The following is a 19,263-nucleotide window of genomic DNA, read 5'->3' on the forward strand; positions in this document are numbered from 1 at the left end:
CGGCCCCTGGTCAGCGCTATCGACGAGAGGCGTCGCGTAGATAGCGGGAATAGCGGTTGATTCGAGCGAGGCTCTTCCTGCCGACCTGACGGTTCGGCGGGAAGGGCCGGCCGACATCGGCGATTCGCCGAGGAATTGCCGTGCTCAGCACGGCCGCGGTCTCCGATTGCGGTACCCCGAACCAGCTTTGACACGGATGAGCGGCCACGCGTTGAGCGGCCGGCGCAAGGTCTTCGTATCGGCTTCAGAATTGACTATTCAGAAGGGATACAGCGATGACGCACTCGAAATTCGCGTCGGATCTGACACCGTCGCGAAGCGGTGAAGTGTTGCGGCACATCGAGTTTCCAGTCTCCGAGCATACGGCCGCCAACCGCTCGGACCGCGAAGCAGTCAGCGACTGCGAAGGCCCCGAACGGGATTGGGGCTCGCATCTGGGGGGCCGGCAATGGCTGCGGGAGCAGATCGAACATGTCGCGCCGTCGGCTCACCTGCCGGAAGAATCGGCCGGCCGGTCCGGAGATCTCGGCAGCCGCGCTACTCCGCCCGCTCAGGTCCGATCGACCGCGGCGAAATTGGTGCCGGAAGATCTGTGTGCGTTCTTCACCGATATGTTGCGGGTGGATTGGTTCCATCTTGAGCGGATTACGTTATTGATCGCCGCGCACCGGATTCGCCTGGGGCAGGGCCTGTTCGGTGTCGGGCAAGACCCGGCGACAGCTGCGGCGATCGAGAGCAAGATGAGCTTGCTGTCTACGCGCATCACAGCGCTGGCCGCTGCCGCGGACCTGAGCCCCGCCGAAGGAACACTCATTTGGGGATCCCGAGATCTCGAGTCCTGGCGGCGACTGGCGGCAGTGACCGTGAACTGCATGGACGATCTTGCCCTGGAGCACGCCTGGCGTAGCTGCGCGGCCGCTGGCACGGACCCGGCGATCCCGCCCTACATCCCGGTGGACCCGACCAGCGGCCTGCCGATAGGAACCGCCCGCACCCTTCCCCCCGCACCGACCGAACTCCTCACCCGAGCCACTGCGGCTCTCACTGCCGGCGATGCCGGATAAGCACCAACCGCGCAGGCCGATCTTCGATCCAGGAAGAACAAGAGGGCGGAGTCCGCGTATGGCCCAGCAGGCACGGACTCCGCTCTTGCCGAATCGTATTCAGTTGGTGCTCAGGTGCGTTCGGAGTTGGGGGGTCGCACCGAACGACCCGGCGCCACGCGCCGGTGTCCATCGTGTGCTGGTGCGGTAATTCCGTCCACCGCACCCACCACGCCGCCCACAGCAGCACCGAGCATGGGGCCGGCCTCGAGCGCTATCCCCGCTGTCATCAAGCCTCCCGGGCCACCGAGCGCTACCGAGCCCACCGCAACAGCCGCGGATGCGGCCGTCCCGACCGCCATCCCTACTGCGGCGTCGCCGACAGTCCGCGCGGCAACGTAGTCGGAGCGGCTGCGCTCCATGCCAATCGAGTCCAAGAAGGTTGCAACGTATGCCTCGCCCACCGCCGACTGATCGTTTATCTGGGTTGTCAGCCGCTTGTCGAGCCAGTCCGGAGGGGTGACCTCGAGATCGCCGACCCGAACCTTTCCGGGCGGCGGCATGATCGGTGGCACGGGCGCCACCGGAACAGGTAGATGCAGCTGACCGACCGGCGCAAGGTAGGCGGTGTTGGGCTGCGGCCGGGCACCCTGCAAAGAGCTGAGTGTTTCCGCGGCGGTATCGATAACCTTGTAGTGTCCGGTGATTGGCGTGTCCCCGCGCACCCATCGGGTGACCTGTTCCCCCGGAATGATTTGATTCGCGTGCGATGGTGCTGCGGCCGAAGTACCGGCCCCAACGATCGCCAGCGCCAACGGAATCGTGCCCATGACGACCGTGATACCGATTCGACTGCGATGCGGCTGCGGGTCTATGTTTTTGCCTGCGCCCATAACGACCTTTCTTCGGAGAAACGGCGGCATGCTTCGAAAATCGACGCTCGATATTCGGGCCCTGTGCAGAATGGTCAGGTCACTCGGTGGCCTGCGTTGCCTCGCTGTCAGCGTATATCGACGTTCGCAAGCTTTTCGGGCGTATATCGGTCCAGGTCTTGGCGATGTATTCGAGGCAGGCGCTCCGGCTGTCCGCGCCGAATGCTCCGCGCCACCCGTCCGGGATCTCGGCAAAACTCGGCCACAGGCAATGTTGTTCTTCGTCATTGATTAGAACGTAGAACCGGCCGTTTTCGTCGTCGAATGGGTTCGTGCTCATTCCACCTCACTGGATACTGGCGTTGTATACATGCGTGAAGTTCTGATCCGGCCACTGAGGGATCGGACAGAATTTCGGTACCTTGGCGAAAAGGTCTTCGAGCACGTGCGGGACCTCGGCGGAATCCGTCCACCCATCTCAGGATTGCCGGGCAATAGGCATGATCCCGGGTGCGTGCATCGACGCGCACCCGGGATTCGGGAGCGCTCGCTGATCGAACATCGGTCTCGGTCGACGAGTACTCCGGCCTTGTTGCAGATAACACACCCGGTTCTGCCTCCGCACGTGTCGATTCTCCGCAGACGAAGCCTGCGAATCGCACGGAATATGCTGCCGCGCGGCGCACGGATGAGAACCGGCATGAAATTTATCTCCCGCAGACTTGAACGTCAAGCAGCGCCCCGCATCGGCGTGTCAACGGCTCGATCCATGCGAATCGTGTGGGCGCCGACATCGGGACGGGTAACGTGCGGCACGGCCGACACGTCGAGGTGTCAGCGCGATGATAGTTGCAGCCTCGAACTGCGTACAGTAATAGTCGTTAGGCAACATCTCCGAGTGCAGACGCTCCGCGCGACTTACTCCGCAGCAGGATGGCCGGTCGCCAGAACTCCTGCTCTCGCCGAGTGGACGGGCGTTTCGTCCGGAATAGGCGTAGCGGCCTCCGGGGCACCGGAACACTGGACCAACTGCTGTTCGAACCAGCGGGACGACCGTTGGCAAAGGAACTATTCGCCACCATACGTGTTGAGTTCCATTTGGAGGATTCGCCCGTTGATGCCGAAAATACAGGCATGCTCGAGAAGTGCGCGGTCGCTGGTATCAGCCATGCTCATGTGTATTATCGCCGTCATAGCAACGGGGTCATCGACGGCTGATCCCGTGGGTGGCCGTTCCTTGGATTTGCACTCGTGCCCGAGTCTCTTTCTCCTCGGGGTGCAGGGAACAAGCGAATCATCGCCCGACACACCCGTTTCCGTCGATGGCGGCACACTGTCGGCCATCTTCGTTCCGGTGGTGTCCGCTGTCGGCCCGGCTGTTGCGGGCCGTGCGTACGTTCCTTACCAAGCGTCTTTCGGAGGATTCGTGCCCGGTAGCCGGGCGCCGTACGCGGAGTCTGTGGCCGGTGGCGTGTCCCGGCTTCGGGCGATGGCCGCCGACATCGTGCAGCGGTGCCCCGATACGGAACTCGGATTGGTCGGCTACTCTCAAGGCGCGCATGTCGTTTCGATATTCGCGCGCGAGATCGGCGCGGGAGACAGCACGGTGTCCGCAGACAAAGTGGCGGCGGTGGCGTTGTTCGGTGATCCGACCCGCGGTCCGGACGCACCGATATTTCCCGGAGCGCCGGGCAAGCATCATCCTGACCCCGCCCCCGGCACTGTCGGGGTGAAAGTAGCCACCCTGCCGAAGTTTTCGTTGCCGACCCCGCCCGGGGAAGGCGTCGGCCCGGTGCGGGACATCGCCGAGAACTTCGGGCAACTCACCGGGCGGGTCGCATCCGTCTGCCTGCCCGGTGACCTGGCCTGCGACGCGCCCACCAGGGCGCCGATACTGCATATGATCGTGACTATTGCCGGCCGGGCCGAATTGATACCGGACAATCCTGTCGCGACGCTATCGTCGATCGCTTGTGTACTTCGGTCGGCAATCGCGAATACCCTGGCGGCAGTGGTCGATGAGGACGTACACGGCTATTCGCTGGGGACCCTTTCACTGACCCCCAGCAAGCCTCTCAGTATCCGGCTCGCCGAAGCCGCCGACCCCCGTGTCCCGGCCGATCCGCAGTCTCGCAAGGCGCTGTTGAAGCTGGCTACCGCCACAGTCAACACACTTATTGCGATTACCGGGACCGTACTGTCCAGCTCTGATTACGCCGATATCGCCGGTATTGCGACTCGTGACCCCTTGGCGGCTATTGTCCGGCTCGGCATGGCGATCAAGTCCGCTTCGACCCGTCCGGCACCACAGCACGACGCCTTTCGGCTACTCACTCAGATCTTCGATGAGCTCGGCGAGATCGGCGCCGACAATGCGGAACTTCTTGATCCGCATGTTTGGAGTCACTTCGCTGATACCATTCGCCGGCACGGCGGATACACACATTCTTATGGTGGGATCCGCCCGACCACCACCGTGCTCAGCGACTGGTTCATTGCGCTTGCTCGCGACTTGGCCAGCCGGAAGTTGCACCTGCACAGCGGCCACCTCACAGGTCCGGCCGCACCCGGGATTTCTGTGGGAAATACTCCCTCGGCCGACTCGCCGACCACATCTCATGGCACTTCCGCCGCGCCGCACCACGGCCGCGCAGACCCAGCCGTGGCATCGCCCGAAAAACCCGATTTCGCCGACGGCTCTCGCTCGCCCCGCGATTCGTACACCCGCCGAGCGGTTCTGCTCCTGCTCGGCCTTACCGTAATTCTGATATCGGGCCGGGGCGCCTGCCGACTCCGTCGTGCAAATCGCTCGTCGGCTCGTGCCCGCAGGATCTGGCCGGCAGAGCAGCCGGATCGGGTGTCTTCGAAAAGATCACGAAGTCCCGGTGCCGATGAGAGCGGTGTAGACGATGGTTGAACGTGCTGATTCAATACAGTCGTCTCGCCGACTCGGACTCGCCGACGTCAGACCGTACACCAACTGCAGGACTCGACCGCACATCGAAATTCTCGAGATGAAATGCCACCGTGATATGTGTTGGATCGAAATGCTGCGACTAGAATCGCCGGGAGCTTCGGGGGGTTGGGTTTTCGTTTCCACGTAAATGTCATCGAGTGTCGACGGGAGAACAAGGAATGTGATCTCGGGACGCTCCGGCCACCATCGGTCCTACTACGAGAGGTTCGCGAACGTATGACGTCCACACTGCAGCAGTTGCGACTCAGCGATGAGGTAAGGGTGACTTGTACGAGTCCGGCCGAGGCGCGCATGCTGTGGCGCGAGGTGATGGCGCCGAGCGGTTTCTATCGGTACGCCGCCGCGCGCCTTCGGCCCGAGGAGATCATCCTGGATATCGGCGCGAATATCGGCCTCACCGCGATGATGTTCGCCGACGCATGCCCCGGAATCCGGGTCATTGCGGCCGAGCCTGTACCGACTATTTTTCACTGCCTGCAGCGCAATATGGCCGCTCACGTTCCTCATGGGGTGGCGCTCCAGGCCGCCGTCGGTGCCGCGCCCGGAATCCTGCCGTTCACCTGGTACCCGCGGGCGTCGGCCAATTCCGGTATGTATGCCGACCGCGCGGAAGATGACGAGACGACGAAGATTTTTCTGCGCAACAGCGGTCTGGATGATGAATCGATCGGACATATTACTGCCGGCCTGCATGACGGCGAGCAGATCGATGTGGAGGTCACCACGGTCTCCAAAATACTGTCCGAACATGCCCCCGATGCTGATATCGCATTGCTCAAGGTGGATGTCGAGCGGGCTGAATTGGACGTATTGCGCGGAATTTCCGAAATGGACTGGCCGCGTATTCGTGCGGTGGTGGCCGAGGTGCACGACACCAACGGCCGACTGGAACAGGTGTGCGAGTTGCTGAGTCGGCACGGACTGTCGCCGAACCGCAGGCAAGACCCCTGTTTGGTCGGGACCGAACTCCATGAGGTCTACGCTGCCCGGCCTCCGGTCAACTGACTCGATTCGATGGGCGGCAGGCAGGGGAGCGCCGGTCTTCGGGCATTCCCGACGAGTCGGAGGCGATCCATGCATGCATGGACCTGCGGTGATCCGGGCACACCGTCTGTAACGAATGCATTTCATGACAGATTCCACTTCCACCGGCCCTGGTTCGGTGACACGTGAACCCGACGACGTCGATGACCTCGGGGAGGAAAGGCGCCGCCAGCTGCTCGACGCGGCGGCGCACTTTCATTCTGCTGCTTGCCAGCTGATCGGTCGGCCGGTCGACCTCGATTCCGGCCAGGAGCTGCAGAAGGTGCTGTTCGAGGAACTGGGTTTGCCGCCGACACCCGGCTACACCACCGATACGTCCGCGTTGTATGCGCTGCGGGACGAGCATCCGCATCTGTTCGTGACGTACTTGCTCGCCTATCGCGCAGTCAGCGCCGCAACTATCGGGTGACGGCACATCGCCGTCCGACCGGAGATCGAGGCGGGTCCACCCGTGGGCTGTCGCGCGATGGGGTGACGAGGTGACCTGCCGGAATTACGCGGGTTCGTCTTTCGGTTACCGGGTAGTACTGGTCGTGGGAGAGGATTCCCTTCACCCCCCCAGCGGACCGTTGGGCTCGAATGGGTCTTCTCGATCTCCATCGCGCCGTCCGTCGGTGGAGAATCCGGCGCGGAGTGTCGCATGTCGATACTTGTACACACATGTTCACCCAGATATATCGGCGTCCGCGTTCGACGCCGCGGGCAGGGTTGGCGCTCGACAGTGCAGGTGGCTCCAGGTTCCTCTGCGCGACATTTCAATATCGAACAGAGCGGGGGCCAGCGAGATGCGCAAGGGCGCCATTTCAGTGTACACTTGTACACGGAAAGGAGGTTCTCTTGTGGGGCTGCTGAGATGGAGTGCGCGTCCGGCCGTTGGCGTCGGCGCGAACAAGCCCGAGGTCAACATCGTGCGCGGATTGCTCGCCCGTGCTACCACGCCGCTGCTTCCCGATGACTATCTACGCCTGATCAATCCACTCTGGACCGCCCGTGAACTTCGCGGAAAGGTGCTCGGCGTCGTCAAAGAGACCGAGGACACGGCCACGGTGACGATCCGCACCGGGTGGGGCTTCCCGGCGGGGTACGAACCCGGCCAGTACGTCGGCATCGGACTGCAGGTGGACGGCCGCTGGCGGTGGCGGTCCTATTCGCTCACATCGATCAGTTCGGCCGAGAAGAAAACGATCGCGATCACCGTCAAGGCCAACCCCGACGGTTTCTTGTCGACCCACCTGGTCGATGGTGTGGCGCCTTCCACCATCATCCGGTTGGCCGCGCCGCGCGGCGATTTTCATCTGCCCGAGCCCGTCCCGGGCAAGATCCTGTTCGTCACCGCGGGCAGCGGTATAACCCCGGTGATCGCGATGTTGCGGTCTCTCGAATCGCGCGGGCAGCGGCCCGATATCCGCCATGTCCATTCCGCGCCGACCCGCGGCGACGTCATCTTCCTCGATGAGCTGGAAGCCCTCGCCGACAAGAACCCCAGCTACACACTGCACCTTCAGCTCACTCGGGAAATGGGTAAGTTCTCGGTCTCCCGTCTCGACGAGTGGGTATCCGACTGGCGTGAACGCGACTGCTGGGCATGTGGACCGCCACGCATGCTGGACTCGATGGAGTCGCATTACGAGCGCGGTGGCCTGCGGGAGCGGCTGCATATCGAACGGTTCGCCATCGCCCGCACCGATCACGGCGGTGAAGGCGGGACGGTACGGTTCGCCCTGTCGGATAAGGAGGCGCGGATCGACGGCGCGACCACACTTCTCGAGGCGGGCGAGAATTTGGGCATCAATATGCCCTTCGGCTGCCGGATGGGCATCTGCCAGACCTGTGTCCTTCCGCTCGCCGGTGGGTATGTCCGCGACCTGCGTACCGGTGAAGAACGCCGCGAAGGAGAACGAATTCAAACGTGCATCAGCAGCGTGTCTGGTGAATGCACTCTCGATATCTAGGAGGCCGGGTGGCCATCACCGACATCGACATCTACGCGCTTCTGACCCCAGCCGACATCGAAGCGCTCGGCGCCGAACTCGACGCCATCCGCCGTGACATCGAGGAGTCGCGCGGCGAGCGCGACGCCCGGTATGTCCGGCGCACCATCACGCTGCACCGCGCGCTGGCCGCCGGCGGCAGGGTCACGCTGATGTTCAGTAACCGCAAGGCCGCGTGGCTCGCGGGCACGGCGATGCTCTCACTGGCCAAGATCATCGAAAACATGGAACTCGGCCACAATGTGATGCACGGGCAGTGGGATTGGATGAACGATCCGGAGATCCACTCGTCGTCGTGGGAGTGGGACACCACCTGTCCCAGCGTGCAGTGGAAACACTCGCACAATTTCGTCCATCACAAATACACCAACATCGTCGGGATGGACGACGATGTCGGTTACGGCATCCTGCGCGTCACCCGTGACCAGACGTGGGAGTGGTGGAATATCGGCAACCCGGTATACAACCTGCTTCTCGGGACCTTTTTCGAATGGGGCGTGGCCCTGCACCACCTCGAGGTGGAGAAGCTGCGCAACGGTGAGAAGACGTGGCGGCAGGCGTTCAAGGACCTGCGCGTCATCGGAACCAAGGTCGGCAAGCAGGCGGCCAAGGATTACCTGATCTACCCGGCGCTGGCCGGACGGAATTGGAAGACGACGTTGACGGCCGATGCCACTGCCAACTTCGTCCGCAACTACTGGGCCTATATGGTCATCTTCTGCGGTCACTTCCCCGACGGCGCCGAGAAGTTCACCGTCGAAGAGTTCGAGGACGAGGATCAGCCGCGCTGGTATCTGCGCCAGATGCTGGGGTCCGCCAACTTCCGGGCCGGGCCGCTGATGCGCTTCATGAGCGGCAATCTCAGCCACCAGATAGAGCACCACTTGTTCCCCGACCTGCCTAGTAACCGCTACGAGCAGATCGGCGTGCGAGTCCGCGAACTGTGCGACAAATACGACCTCCCCTATACGACCGGTTCGCTCGGCGGCCAATACCTCCAATCGTTCCGGACGATCGCCAAGCTGGCGCTGCCCAACGCATTACTCCGAGCGACCTCCGACGATGCCCCGGAAACGTCATCGGAACTGCGGTTCGCCGTCCGCGAGGGTATCCAGGTACACTTCGGTGTCGATCCTGAAACCGGTAAGCGCCGCGGCTTGCGGACCGCCCTTCGCGAGTTGAGGCACGCCCGGGTGCGACCCGCGAAATGACCTCGCGGGGTCACCCTGGACGGTCCGCACCGGCGGCCTCGCCGGATCGATGGGTGGCCGCCGCGTCGAGCACCGCGCGGAAACCACCGGCGAGACAATCCTTCAGGACATCCAGGTCGGGCACCGCGGCGGTGTCGGCGTTGATCCCTACGCAGCAGGTATCGATATGCGAGATCAGGGTGACGTTGAATGCGGTGCCGATCGTGGGGCCGAAGGCGTACATCCGCTCCACCTCGGCGCCGGCGACGTACATCGGCACCGGCGACCCCGGGACGTTCGAGGCGACGAAGTCCACGTGTTTCAACATGGCGCCGACCATGCCGACGGGCAGCCAATTCAGCACCGCCGCCGCGGCGGCCGAATACGGCATGGCGGGTTCGCGCCGGCAGTCGACGACCGCCTTGTGCAAGGCCCGCATCAGTACGGCGGGACTCTCGCTGTCGGCCGGGAGCGCGAACCTGGCCAGCGTGAGGCGGTTGCCGCCGATCGGATCGTCGGGCTTGCGCAGGCTGACCGGCATCGTCACCCGGAGCCGTTCGATGGCCGCGCCGTGACGTGCGTGGTAGGCGCGCAAGCCCAGCACGATCGCGGCCAGGAACGCGTCGTTGAGCGTGCCGCCGACCACGTGCGCCGCCTCACGCAGTCCCGTGACCGGCACATCGATCGTCGCCAGTCGTCGTCCGAGCCCACGGCTGGTCATGACCGGTGACCAGGTATCGGTCACCGGGCGTACCAGACGTGCGAACGAAACGGCCATCGCGGCGCCGTCACGGATCGTTCGAACCGGATCGGTCATCGCTCGCCAGGCCAGCACCGGCAGGTGCGAGATCCCGTTGCGCACCAGCGCCGAACCGATGGCCGCGTTCCAGGCGAGGATGTCGGCCAACTCGCCGCGAGATTCGGTCACCCGCTCGGGAACCGGACCGCGCTTGTCACCGGACCGGGTGAAATCGACGATCTCGTTCGCCAACTGGAGGCCGCCCAGGCCGTCGCTCAACGAATGGTGGAACTTGAGAACCAACGCGGCCTTGCCGCCCGTGAGACCACTCAGCAACGTCAGTTGCCACAGCGGTCGAACCAGGTCGAAGGCGGTCATCGCCTCGTAGCGCGCGAACTCCAGCACCGAGGAGACATCCGTCGACGCGGGCAATGCGATGTGACGCACGTGCCAGGACAGATCGAAATCGGTGTCCAGGAGCCATCGGGGCGGAGCCAAGCCGGTCGGCAGGGCCGCCAGTCTTTCCCGGAACCTCGGCGCCACTCGCGATCCGCGATCGACCAGCCGCAGGAACCGGTCCACATCCGGGAGGGAGTCCAGGATCAGGATCGACGTGACTGTCGAGCGCAGGATCGCATCGCGCTCCATGCTCCAGGAGAACAAGTCCGACTGGGTCAAATGGGACTCGCGGGTATCCGTCATCAGCCTGCCTTCGAATGCCTGACGCCGGACGAGCGTTGCCGGACGGTGCCCGGCGTCGGTTTCTCTGTCGCTCGACAACCGAGGCTATTCGGGTCGACCGGTGCGCCGGTAGAGACCGAACGCCCGTCGCCCACTCCCGAAAGGCCCTAATTCGCCGATCTTCGGATCGATGCGCCGCGTCAGGTTTGCGGGAGCCTGGCAGGGCATAGCCAAGTCAGTAAGGACGGGCCGACGCTCACGTCGGTCCACACCGACACCTCGGCTCAGAGGGGACCTCATGACGCTGTTCCGGAATATCTCGAGCATCGTGAGCCCATCGCCCGCGGGACGGGCGACGGGCATCGCGATGGCAGTGGCAACCATCGGATTCATCGGCGGATGCGGGCACGGAGCACACTCGGCCACTCCGGCCGAAGGTCCGGCACCGGCCCTCGCCGCTGTCGAAGCCGAGGCCGGTCCGCCTGCCACGGCCGACCCCGCCGAGTACCACACCGACTACGGCACGACGTTCAAATCCCCGAGCGGCAGATTCCTCTGCGGCATCGACGCCGGCCGCGCGAGTTGTAACGGCCGATTCCCACCCGGCACCCCGACGGTCTCCGATTGCACCGGCAGACAACTGAAGCCCAACACGATCTCGGTCAGCACCGGCACGCGGGCGTCGTTCGGCAACGCCTGCTCTCCCGTCGCGGGCCCGGATTCGAAGGTCCTGCCCTACGACGTCGCACTGCGCGTCGCCGGCACCCAGTGCGTCGTCCACGAAGCCACCGGCGTCACCTGCCGCACCGGCGACGGCCACGGCCACGGCCACGGCTTCACCATCTCCGACGCCGCCTACCGCCTCGATTGAGACCTGCCGGAACGTTCGATCGGACTGCAGGTAGGGGCGACACAGCAGAAGACCACGGCTTCGGTGGCTCCGCGACCGCGCGGCAGTGGGCGATGGAGCCACACCGGTGCCGAGCCGCGACGCGCCCGCTTGCGCGTGTCGTGTTGACCGGCCCGTGCCCGATTCCGAGGATGGGCGGCGTGATCGGGATCGGAAGCGTCGTGCGGGGGCGGGGCGGGTTGCTGTGGGTGGTGTTGGTCGTACTGGCCGGTGTGCTGGTCCCGACGACGTCGCCACCTGGTGTCGCACGCGCGGACGACGGCGTGGCTGGGGAGTGGTCGGCCACGTCGGACATGTTCGCGCCGAACGATTTTCGAGCTGCCCCGTATCTGGGTAACGGCCGGATCGGCACGATGCTGCCGCCCAGCGGTGGTGGGTACCACGATTACGGAGACACGGCACGCACCGCGTTCCCGTTGCAGCAGCCTCGGTACACCGGCACGTTTCTGGCCGGTTTCTATGCTCGGGCGGCTCCCTCGCCGCAGTACACGCAGGTGATCGCGGCGTTGCCGGCCTGGTCGGGGCTGACCGTCGGGGTCCTCGGTCATGAATACCGGGCCGACGTGGATCCGGCGGCGGTGCACGACTACCGCCAGACGCTCGATTACCGGACGGCAACGGCGACAACTCGAGTCACCTGGACGCCGGATCCCGGGCATCGGGTGCGCCTGCGTTACGACACGTTCGTGTCCCGCTCGCGACCCGACCTGGCGGTGCAGCGGTTGACCCTCGTCCCCGACTTCTCCGGAGACGTCGAGGTCACCGACTTGATCGACGCCGCGGCAGCGCGACGGGTGTCCCCGGTGACCGCCTTTGCCGATCCGGCCCGTGAGCAGAGCGTCGCCGGGGTGCGCGCGGACGGCTCGGCGGACACCGCATTCGTGGTTTCGGCCGTCGATACGCCCCGGCACACCGCGGCCGCGGCACTGCCCGCCACCAGTGGGATCCGCTACACCACGCCGGTGACCGCGGGCGGCGAGTACACGTTCACCAAGTACGTGGGAATCTCCTCGACCGACTACGGCCCCGATCCGCGGGCTGCCGCGGCCGCCGCGGCCGAGTCCGGCCGGGCGGCGGGTTACCGCACCGAATACGGCGCGCATACCGACGCGTGGAACCAGTTGTGGCGCAAGGGAATCGATATCGCCGGGCGCGAGGACTACATGCGGTGGATCCACGCGGCCCTGTATTCGGTGCTGGCCAGTGTTCGTGCGGGTGACCGGTGGGCCGTGCAGCCCGCGGGACTGTCCTCCGACGATTACGGCGGCATGACGTTCTGGGATGCGGACACCTGGATCTTCCCGACACTGCTGGCGCTGTACCCGGACCTGGCGCGCACGATAGTCGACTTTCGTGGCCGGTCCCTGCCATCCGCGCGGTCCAATGCTCGCGGCTACGGATTCCCGGGCGCGTTGTACCCGTGGAACGACGGTCCTGCCCAGCGGTGCGCCTCACCGGTGGTGTGCGGACTCACCGAGGAACACCTGAGCAACGAGATCGCCCTGGCGCAGTGGCAGTACTACACCGCTACCAGCGATCGACAATGGCTGCACACCACCGGCGCCCCGGTGATCACCGCCATCGCCGACTACCTCACCGCCCGGGTGGGCCCGAAAATGCCCGACGGGAAATACCATTACGTGCCGGCGGCCGGGGCCGACGAGTATGTCGCGGTGTCGGTCGACAACGCTCTCACCAACGGTGGAGTGATGAACACGATGCGCATCGCCGCCCGGGCCGCCGGGACGGCCGGGCTGCCGGTCGACCCGCGCTGGGCCGACGTCGCCGCCAACATGGCCATGCCACCCGACATCGCCCCCGGGGTACCCGCCGAATACCTCGGGTATGCGGGAGCGCCGATCAAACAGGCCGATACCGTGCTGCTCAGCTACCCGTTCTCCTACACCTCACCCGGGTACTCGCCGGTCGACACGCTGCACTACTACTTCGATCGGACCGACCCCGGCGGCCCGAACATGAGCAATGCCGTCGGCGCGATTCTCAGCGCCGACTACGACCCCTGCCGCACCCAGCACTTCCTCGACCAGTCGGTGCGGCCATATGTGCGTGGTCCCTACGACTTTCAATCCGAGGCACGCGGTGACCGTTCCGGCGCGAACGCACTCGGTCAGGCGGCGTGGATCTTCGTCACCGGCGCAGCCGGCTTCCTGCAGGGATTGCTCTACGCTCCGACCGGACTGCGCTGGACCGATTCTCATCCGCGACTGAATCCCGTGCTGCCCCAAGGATTTTCACGTGGGTTGACCATCCGTGGGCTCGCGGTGGGCGCCGGCGCCGTCACCGTCCGCATCGCGCCGCGCACCACGACGGTGACCCTCGCCTCCGGTGGCCCGATAACCTTCGACACCCCCGCGGGACCTGAAACCGTCACCTCCGCGCGACCCCTGCGAATACCCACCCGATCGGCCTGCTGACCACATTCGGCCGGCGCGCCTGCGGGAAATGAGAGATGGCCGCCAAGTGAGTTGGCCCAACCCCCTACCGGCGGGTAACCAAGGCTCCTACACTCGAATGTGATCCGCGTCACCTTCGAGGAGGGCATCATGGCGACTACCGCAAAAGTCGACGCCACCGAGGAACAAGCTCGCGCGCTCGTCGAGGAATCCCGCGAAAGTACCTGGGGCAAGCCGTCATTCGCGAAGGAAATGTTTCTCGGCCGGTTCCGGCTGGACCTGATCCATCCTTTCCCGCGGCCGTCCGCCGAGGACGAGGCCAAGGCCGAGACATATCTGCGGCGCCTGCGGGAATTCTGCGAGACCATCGACGGCAGCCGGATCGAGGACGAGGCCAAGATCCCCGAGCACTACGTGCGCGGGCTGGCCGAACTGGGGTGTTTCGGGCTCAAGATCCCGGAGGAGTACGGCGGGCAGGGGCTCTCGCAGGTCGGCTACAACCGCGCGCTGATGTTGGTCGGCTCCGCGCACCCCAGCCTGGGAGTGTTGCTGTCGGCGCATCAGTCGATCGGTGTGCCCGAGCCGCTGAAGCTGGCCGGCACCGCGGAACAGAAACGGGAGTTCCTGCCGCGCTGCGCCCGCGGCGCGGTGAGTGCGTTCCTGCTCACCGAACCCGATGTGGGCTCGGATCCGGCGCGGATGGCCAGCACCGCGACCCCGACGGCCGACGGCGAGGCATACGAACTGAACGGCGTGAAGCTGTGGACCACCAACGGCGTCGTGGCCGAGTTGCTGGTGGTCATGGCGCGGGTGCCCAAGAGCGACGGGCATCGAGGCGGTATTTCGGCATTCGTGGTCGAGGCCGATTCGCCCGGCATCACCGTCGAGCGCCGCAACTCCTTCATGGGGCTGCGCGGCATCGAGAACGGCCTGACCCGCATGTACAACGTGCGCGTACCCAGCCGCAATCTGATCGGCCGCGAAGGTGACGGGCTGAAGATCGCGCTCACGACCCTCAACGCCGGTCGACTGGCGATCCCCGCTCTGTGCGCGGCGGCGGCCAAATGGTCGCTCGGGATCGGCCGCGAATGGACACTGAACCGCGTCCAGTGGGGGCGGCCGGTGGGTCAGCACGCCGCCGTCGGTTCGAAACTGTCCTACATCGCCGCAACCGCTTTCGCGCTCGAGGCGGTCCTGGATCTGTCCGGCGCGATGTGCGACGAGGGGCGCAACGACATCCGCATCGAAGCCGCACTGGCCAAGCTGTGGGCATCGGAGGTGGGCTGCCGGATCGCCGACGAACTGGTGCAGATCCGCGGCGGGCGCGGCTATGAGACCGCGGCCTCGCTACGTGCCCGGGGCGAGCGCGCGGTGGGAGCCGAGCAGTTGTTGCGGGATCTGCGCATCAACCGCATCTTCGAGGGATCGAGCGAGATCATGCGACTGCTGATCGCGCGCGAGATGGCCGATGCGCACATGGCCGCGGCCGGTGCGCTGGTCGACCGCAACGCGCAGTTCAAGGACAAGGCCAAGGCCGCCGTAGGGGCGGGCGGTTTCTACGCCAAGTGGTTCCCGCAGTTGGCCGTCGGGGCGGGGACGACGCCGGGCGGGTTCACCGAATTCGGGCCGTTGGCGGGACATTTGCGTTTCGTCGAACGCTCCGCGCGCAAACAGGCGCGGTCGCTGATGTACGCGATGGGTCGCTGGCAGGCGAAACTCGAGTACCGCCAAGGCTTTCTGGGCCGCATCGTCGATATCGGCGCGGAACTGTTCGCGATGTCCGCCGCCTGCGTGCGGGCCCGGGCGCTGCGAGCCGAGAACAGCGCGGACGCCGACGCCGCACAGGAATTGGCCGACGTGTTCTGCCGCCAAGCCCGTGTCCGGGTGCGCCAACTGTTCGACGCTCTGTGGGACAACACCGACGACGCCGACACGGCATTGGCCCGGAAAATCCTGGACGGCCGGTACCGGTGGCTCGAAAACGGTGTGCTCGATCCGAGTGCGGGGACGGGCCCGTGGATCGCCGAATGGGAACCGGGCCCGTCCACCGAGACGAATCTGCTTGCTCCGTTCCTGCCGTCCACTCGGACCGAGGCGACCACCTAGAAGCGGCCCGAGCGCCGTCACACCATTTCGGGAACCCGAAGGTGCGCGAGCGCCAATTCGAACTCGACGCCGTCGATCAATTCCGCGCCGGATCGACGGCTGGCATCGGCCCGCAGCGACGCGGCCTGGTCGCGACTGCGGGCCATCGCCTCGGCGCTGTCATAGGTGGCGGACGACACCGCGCGACCGGATGCCCTGTTGATCAACAGGCTCGCACTGCAGAAGCCTTCGAGGGTTTCCATTTCCGACAGGAACTGACTTCGGTATGCCTCGACGGCGGCATCGAGTCGGTCGGGAGCGGTTTTGAGCCAGGTCGCGCGCACGCAGGCCCCCTGCGGCGAATTGTGCTCACGGTGCAGGACGGCGATCTCCCATTCCTCGACCTTGGCACTGCCGCCGAAGAGTTCTGCGGCCCGGTCGCGGATCGGGCGCACATGGTCCGCGCTCGCGTGCAGCGCTTCCGCGGAATCCCATGCGCTCGTGGCGATGCACCGGCCCGAGCTCCGGTCCACCAACAGTGACAGCCCGACGCAGCCCGGGATGCCGGTGAGAGCGGGCATCACCTCGTCGCGAACGTACGCGAGCCCGGCATCGATTTCGGAGGGTCGCGCCTGAATCGTGGTGGAGCGTGCGTACACGTCCGTACCCCCTTCTCGACTCGAAGGCAGCGCCCCGGTGGCGCCACCGGTACCTTGTTCACCCTGCTCTTCCGTGGCCGCCGATGCAATAGTGGTCGCCCGCCGGGGCGGCACGCCGGTTGGGGGCCGAAACGTTCGCCCGCCCCGATCGCGAGCCTGGCCGGGGTGCGCGACGAAGTCACGGACGCATGGCGTCTGCTCGTACACTGCCGGGTGTCACGCCGAAATGCCGGCGGAAGGCCTTGTTGAAACTGCCGGCCGAACCGAAGCCGAGGTCGAGCCCGATCCGGGCGATGCTCAGATGCCGGTAGGCGGGCGCGCCGAGGCGCGTGCGGGCGAGCCGCAGACGCTCGGCCATGATGAGCTCGCGAGGTGTGGTACCGGCACGCTGGAGGACCGACTGGATCTGACGCAGCGACCAACCGAGCGCGTCGGCAATGGCGGCGCCGGTCAGCGCCGGATCGTGGGCGTGCCGTCGAACGTACTCGCGAACAGTTTCCACCAGCTCGTCGGTGTGCGTCGCCGCGGCCGGGGACTCGCCGAGGATCAGCATGCACAGCAGGTCGACCAGTCGTTCGGAGACCGCGTCGAATTGGCGTGCGGTCAGGGTGTCCTGCTCGGAATGCAGGCCGGCAGCGATTCGGGCGGTCACGCGGCCGAGTCCGGTCGTGAGGTCCAACGGCCGGACCGGTGCGGCTGTCCGGCCGAGGCGGTGCTGGATCTCGTGCCGGGGAATCGTCATGATCAGCCCGGTACTGCGGTCGCTCATCGAGACTTCCATCGGCTGGTCGATGGTGACCAGAGCACATGTTCCCGGCGGTAGCGAACCGCCCTCGCCGTCCTGACGGAGTAGGACTTGTCCGGTGGTGGCCAACACGAGCCGGTAATCCTCGTCGGGGGCAGTGCGGATGTGCCTGCGGTCGCGACAGTAGGTCACGGCGTCGGATTCCCACCCCACCAGCTGGTACAGATCCGTCCGGCGCCGCAGCGCGCGGCCCCGGAAGTCGCTGCGGCTCGGGAAGCGATAACCCAGGCGGCCGTGATACGAGTCGATCAGGTGCGCCCAGTAGTCGACGCGTTCACGGGGATGCATCACCTCCGTGGTGGCCGATTCGGCATCAGGTGTGCGGTTCACCAACCCGGACTCCCGGAATTCGTCATCGTCGCTGGATCCGGCCGGAGCCGGACAGCCATCAGATTAGCCCGGTGGACTCGCGACAGTGGGGTATCGGGCGTCGGTGAACTGTGCGCGCCGGGACCATCGCCCTGCGCTCGCGGACTACAGGGACGAACGCCCGCATCGATACCGTCGTTGTACCGCTGCGCGCCAAGCGAAATCGCAGTCAGCGGCGGTGCGCTTTCATCCGGTGCCGACAAGTCGAGGAGTGTGCGGATGCGCAGAATTGTGGTGGGACATGACGAGGCCGGGCAGGCGCGAGTGCTACAGGACCGCGACATCGAACCGGTCACCCTGGCTTTGCTTCCCGGTGCCGAGATGCACCGGATGTGGGAACTGGACGAGCCGGCCCGCCTGCCGTTGACCGAGATCCCGCAGCAGCCATATGGCCAGTATTTTCCGGGGCCGGACGGGTTGCGGTTCGGGTTCATCACTGTCCCGCCGGGGTTGACCTACGAACCCCCGGCCGAGTGGTCCGAGGCCGAATTCGCTTCCGCCGCAGCCGAAGCCGAAGCCAAGCTGCCCGGCTTGATGAATACCTTCGACACCACCCGCCCGGGGGCGCACGCCACTGGCACGGTCGACTTCGTGGTCGTGCTCAGCGGCCGGGGCCGCATGCGCGTGGGCGAGGGGATCGACGTACAGCTGTCCCCGGGCGACTGCATCGTGCAGAACGGGGCTCTGCACGCGTGGTTCAATGACGGCACCGAGCCGTTCGTCTTCTGCTACACCCTGTGTGGTGCGCGTTGACCGAACCTGCTTGTCGGTACGGAAGGTTCTGGGTGGTGTGCCGGTGAAGGGGAGGGCGTGATGGGACTTGCGGACGAACAGGACACCTGCGACATCTACCCGATGTCGTTGAGCCCGTACGCGGCCCGAGCGCACTGGTCCGAGCACAGCTGGCACGAGTGCTCGGTCGGAGTGGCAGCGCGGGCGGTGATCGAGGGTGCCCGCAATCGCCGCTGGGATGACATCGACTCGTTGGTGACACCGCAGGATTGGGTGACTGCCTACTTAGCCCGGAATCTGAAGGCGCTGCTCGGTCCCGGCGGGCAGGTGGAGTTGGTCGCCGACGATACGATGACCGCCGTCTCGATGCCTCACGCCCTGGTGGCCTGGGTGCACGACAGGATGAATTTCCAAGCGCCGATCCTCGCCCCACCCGTGCAGCGGCTGTCGACCGAGGACTGGGCGGTTCTGACGAAATCCGAACACGTCCCCGTCGCTGCCTTGCGGGAATTGCGTCGTCTGGGCGTGCAGATTCTGGAGCCTGGGCAGCGACTTCGCCTGCCGATGACATCGCACCCGGATGTCTGGCAGGAATCGTGGTGGCACGAGTGGCCGCAGCGGCATGTGCGATATCCGGACCTGCTCGGCGTGCCGCCGATGCTGGTCCTGCTCAACTACTGTTTCTGGGCCGCGAAAAGCCCACACCAGCTCACCCGGCGGCACAAAGAGATCCTGTTCGAGGCCGAAGCGAG

16 protein-coding genes are annotated in these 19,263 nt (G+C 65.5%); 11 read left to right on the forward strand and 5 right to left on the reverse strand.

What is annotated here, in order from left to right; all coding sequences use genetic code 11:
- Positions 1-578: 578 nt before the first annotated feature.
- Positions 579-1,064: a hypothetical protein gene (locus tag NV1_RS44215; protein WP_157117654.1), complete on the forward strand. Its 486-nt coding sequence runs from the start codon at positions 579-581 to the stop codon at positions 1,062-1,064.
- A 110-nt stretch (positions 1,065-1,174) separates the two neighbouring features.
- Here the strand turns inward: NV1_RS44215 and NV1_RS38475 are convergent, their stop codons facing one another.
- Positions 1,175-1,873, reverse strand: a complete 699-nt coding sequence (locus NV1_RS38475) for a hypothetical protein (RefSeq protein WP_157117655.1) — start codon at positions 1,871-1,873, stop codon at positions 1,175-1,177.
- 142 nt (positions 1,874-2,015) lie between these two features.
- Positions 2,016-2,255 carry an MbtH family protein gene (locus NV1_RS38480; protein WP_067903476.1) on the reverse strand — a complete coding sequence of 80 codons (240 nt, stop codon included), beginning with the start codon at positions 2,253-2,255 and terminating at the stop codon, positions 2,016-2,018.
- An 834-nt stretch (positions 2,256-3,089) separates the two neighbouring features.
- Here NV1_RS38480 and NV1_RS44815 point away from each other — a divergent pair.
- From NV1_RS44815 to NV1_RS38505, 5 genes are all read left to right on the forward strand, one after another.
- On the forward strand, positions 3,090-4,832 hold the full coding sequence (locus tag NV1_RS44815; protein ID WP_245714149.1) for a cutinase family protein: 1,743 nt from the start codon (positions 3,090-3,092) through the stop codon (positions 4,830-4,832).
- Between the two features lie 351 nt (positions 4,833-5,183).
- A complete protein-coding gene (locus NV1_RS38490; RefSeq protein WP_218027347.1) occupies positions 5,184-5,897 on the forward strand; it encodes an FkbM family methyltransferase in 714 nt (237 codons plus the stop codon).
- 124 nt (positions 5,898-6,021) lie between these two features.
- Positions 6,022-6,345 (forward strand): hypothetical protein, encoded by a 324-nt coding sequence (locus tag NV1_RS38495; protein ID WP_157117656.1) that lies wholly within the window; start codon positions 6,022-6,024, stop codon positions 6,343-6,345.
- 430 nt (positions 6,346-6,775) lie between these two features.
- On the forward strand, positions 6,776-7,888 hold the full coding sequence (locus tag NV1_RS38500) for a ferredoxin reductase (RefSeq protein WP_067903487.1): 1,113 nt from the start codon (positions 6,776-6,778) through the stop codon (positions 7,886-7,888).
- A gap of 8 nt (positions 7,889-7,896) precedes the next feature.
- A complete protein-coding gene (locus NV1_RS38505; RefSeq protein WP_067903490.1) occupies positions 7,897-9,138 on the forward strand; it encodes a fatty acid desaturase family protein in 1,242 nt (413 codons plus the stop codon).
- Positions 9,139-9,148: 10 nt separating this feature from the next.
- Here the strand turns inward: NV1_RS38505 and NV1_RS38510 are convergent, their stop codons facing one another.
- On the reverse strand, positions 9,149-10,558 hold the full coding sequence (locus NV1_RS38510; protein WP_067903493.1) for a wax ester/triacylglycerol synthase domain-containing protein: 1,410 nt from the start codon (positions 10,556-10,558) through the stop codon (positions 9,149-9,151).
- Positions 10,559-10,835: 277 nt separating this feature from the next.
- On the opposite strand from NV1_RS38510, the gene NV1_RS38515 reads away from it, so the two are divergent.
- From NV1_RS38515 to NV1_RS38525, 3 genes are all read left to right on the forward strand, one after another.
- Positions 10,836-11,408, forward strand: a complete 573-nt coding sequence (locus tag NV1_RS38515; protein WP_067903496.1) for a hypothetical protein — start codon at positions 10,836-10,838, stop codon at positions 11,406-11,408.
- A 179-nt stretch (positions 11,409-11,587) separates the two neighbouring features.
- On the forward strand, positions 11,588-13,882 hold the full coding sequence (locus NV1_RS38520; protein WP_169813523.1) for a glycoside hydrolase family 65 protein: 2,295 nt from the start codon (positions 11,588-11,590) through the stop codon (positions 13,880-13,882).
- Between the two features lie 129 nt (positions 13,883-14,011).
- Positions 14,012-15,967: an acyl-CoA dehydrogenase family protein gene (locus tag NV1_RS38525; protein WP_067903506.1), complete on the forward strand. Its 1,956-nt coding sequence runs from the start codon at positions 14,012-14,014 to the stop codon at positions 15,965-15,967.
- 17 nt (positions 15,968-15,984) lie between these two features.
- Here NV1_RS38525 and NV1_RS38530 read toward each other — a convergent pair whose 3' ends face one another.
- Together NV1_RS38530 and NV1_RS38535 are read right to left on the reverse strand one after the other, a co-directional pair.
- Complete coding sequence (locus NV1_RS38530) at positions 15,985-16,605, reverse strand: hypothetical protein (protein WP_067903502.1); 621 nt, start codon at positions 16,603-16,605, stop codon at positions 15,985-15,987.
- A gap of 178 nt (positions 16,606-16,783) precedes the next feature.
- On the reverse strand, positions 16,784-17,740 hold the full coding sequence (locus tag NV1_RS38535) for an AraC family transcriptional regulator (RefSeq protein WP_218027348.1): 957 nt from the start codon (positions 17,738-17,740) through the stop codon (positions 16,784-16,786).
- Positions 17,741-17,998: 258 nt separating this feature from the next.
- Here NV1_RS38535 and NV1_RS38540 point away from each other — a divergent pair, with 258 nt between their 5' ends.
- On the forward strand, positions 17,999-18,532 hold the full coding sequence (locus NV1_RS38540) for a cupin domain-containing protein (protein ID WP_084526529.1): 534 nt from the start codon (positions 17,999-18,001) through the stop codon (positions 18,530-18,532).
- A 60-nt stretch (positions 18,533-18,592) separates the two neighbouring features.
- Positions 18,593-19,263: hypothetical protein (locus tag NV1_RS38545; protein ID WP_157117657.1), on the forward strand; the 671-nt coding region annotated here is incomplete at its 3' end.

Origin of the sequence: Nocardia vaccinii NBRC 15922 (genome assembly GCF_001613305.1) — a bacterium.
Taxonomy (GTDB): domain Bacteria; phylum Actinomycetota; class Actinomycetes; order Mycobacteriales; family Mycobacteriaceae; genus Nocardia; species Nocardia vaccinii.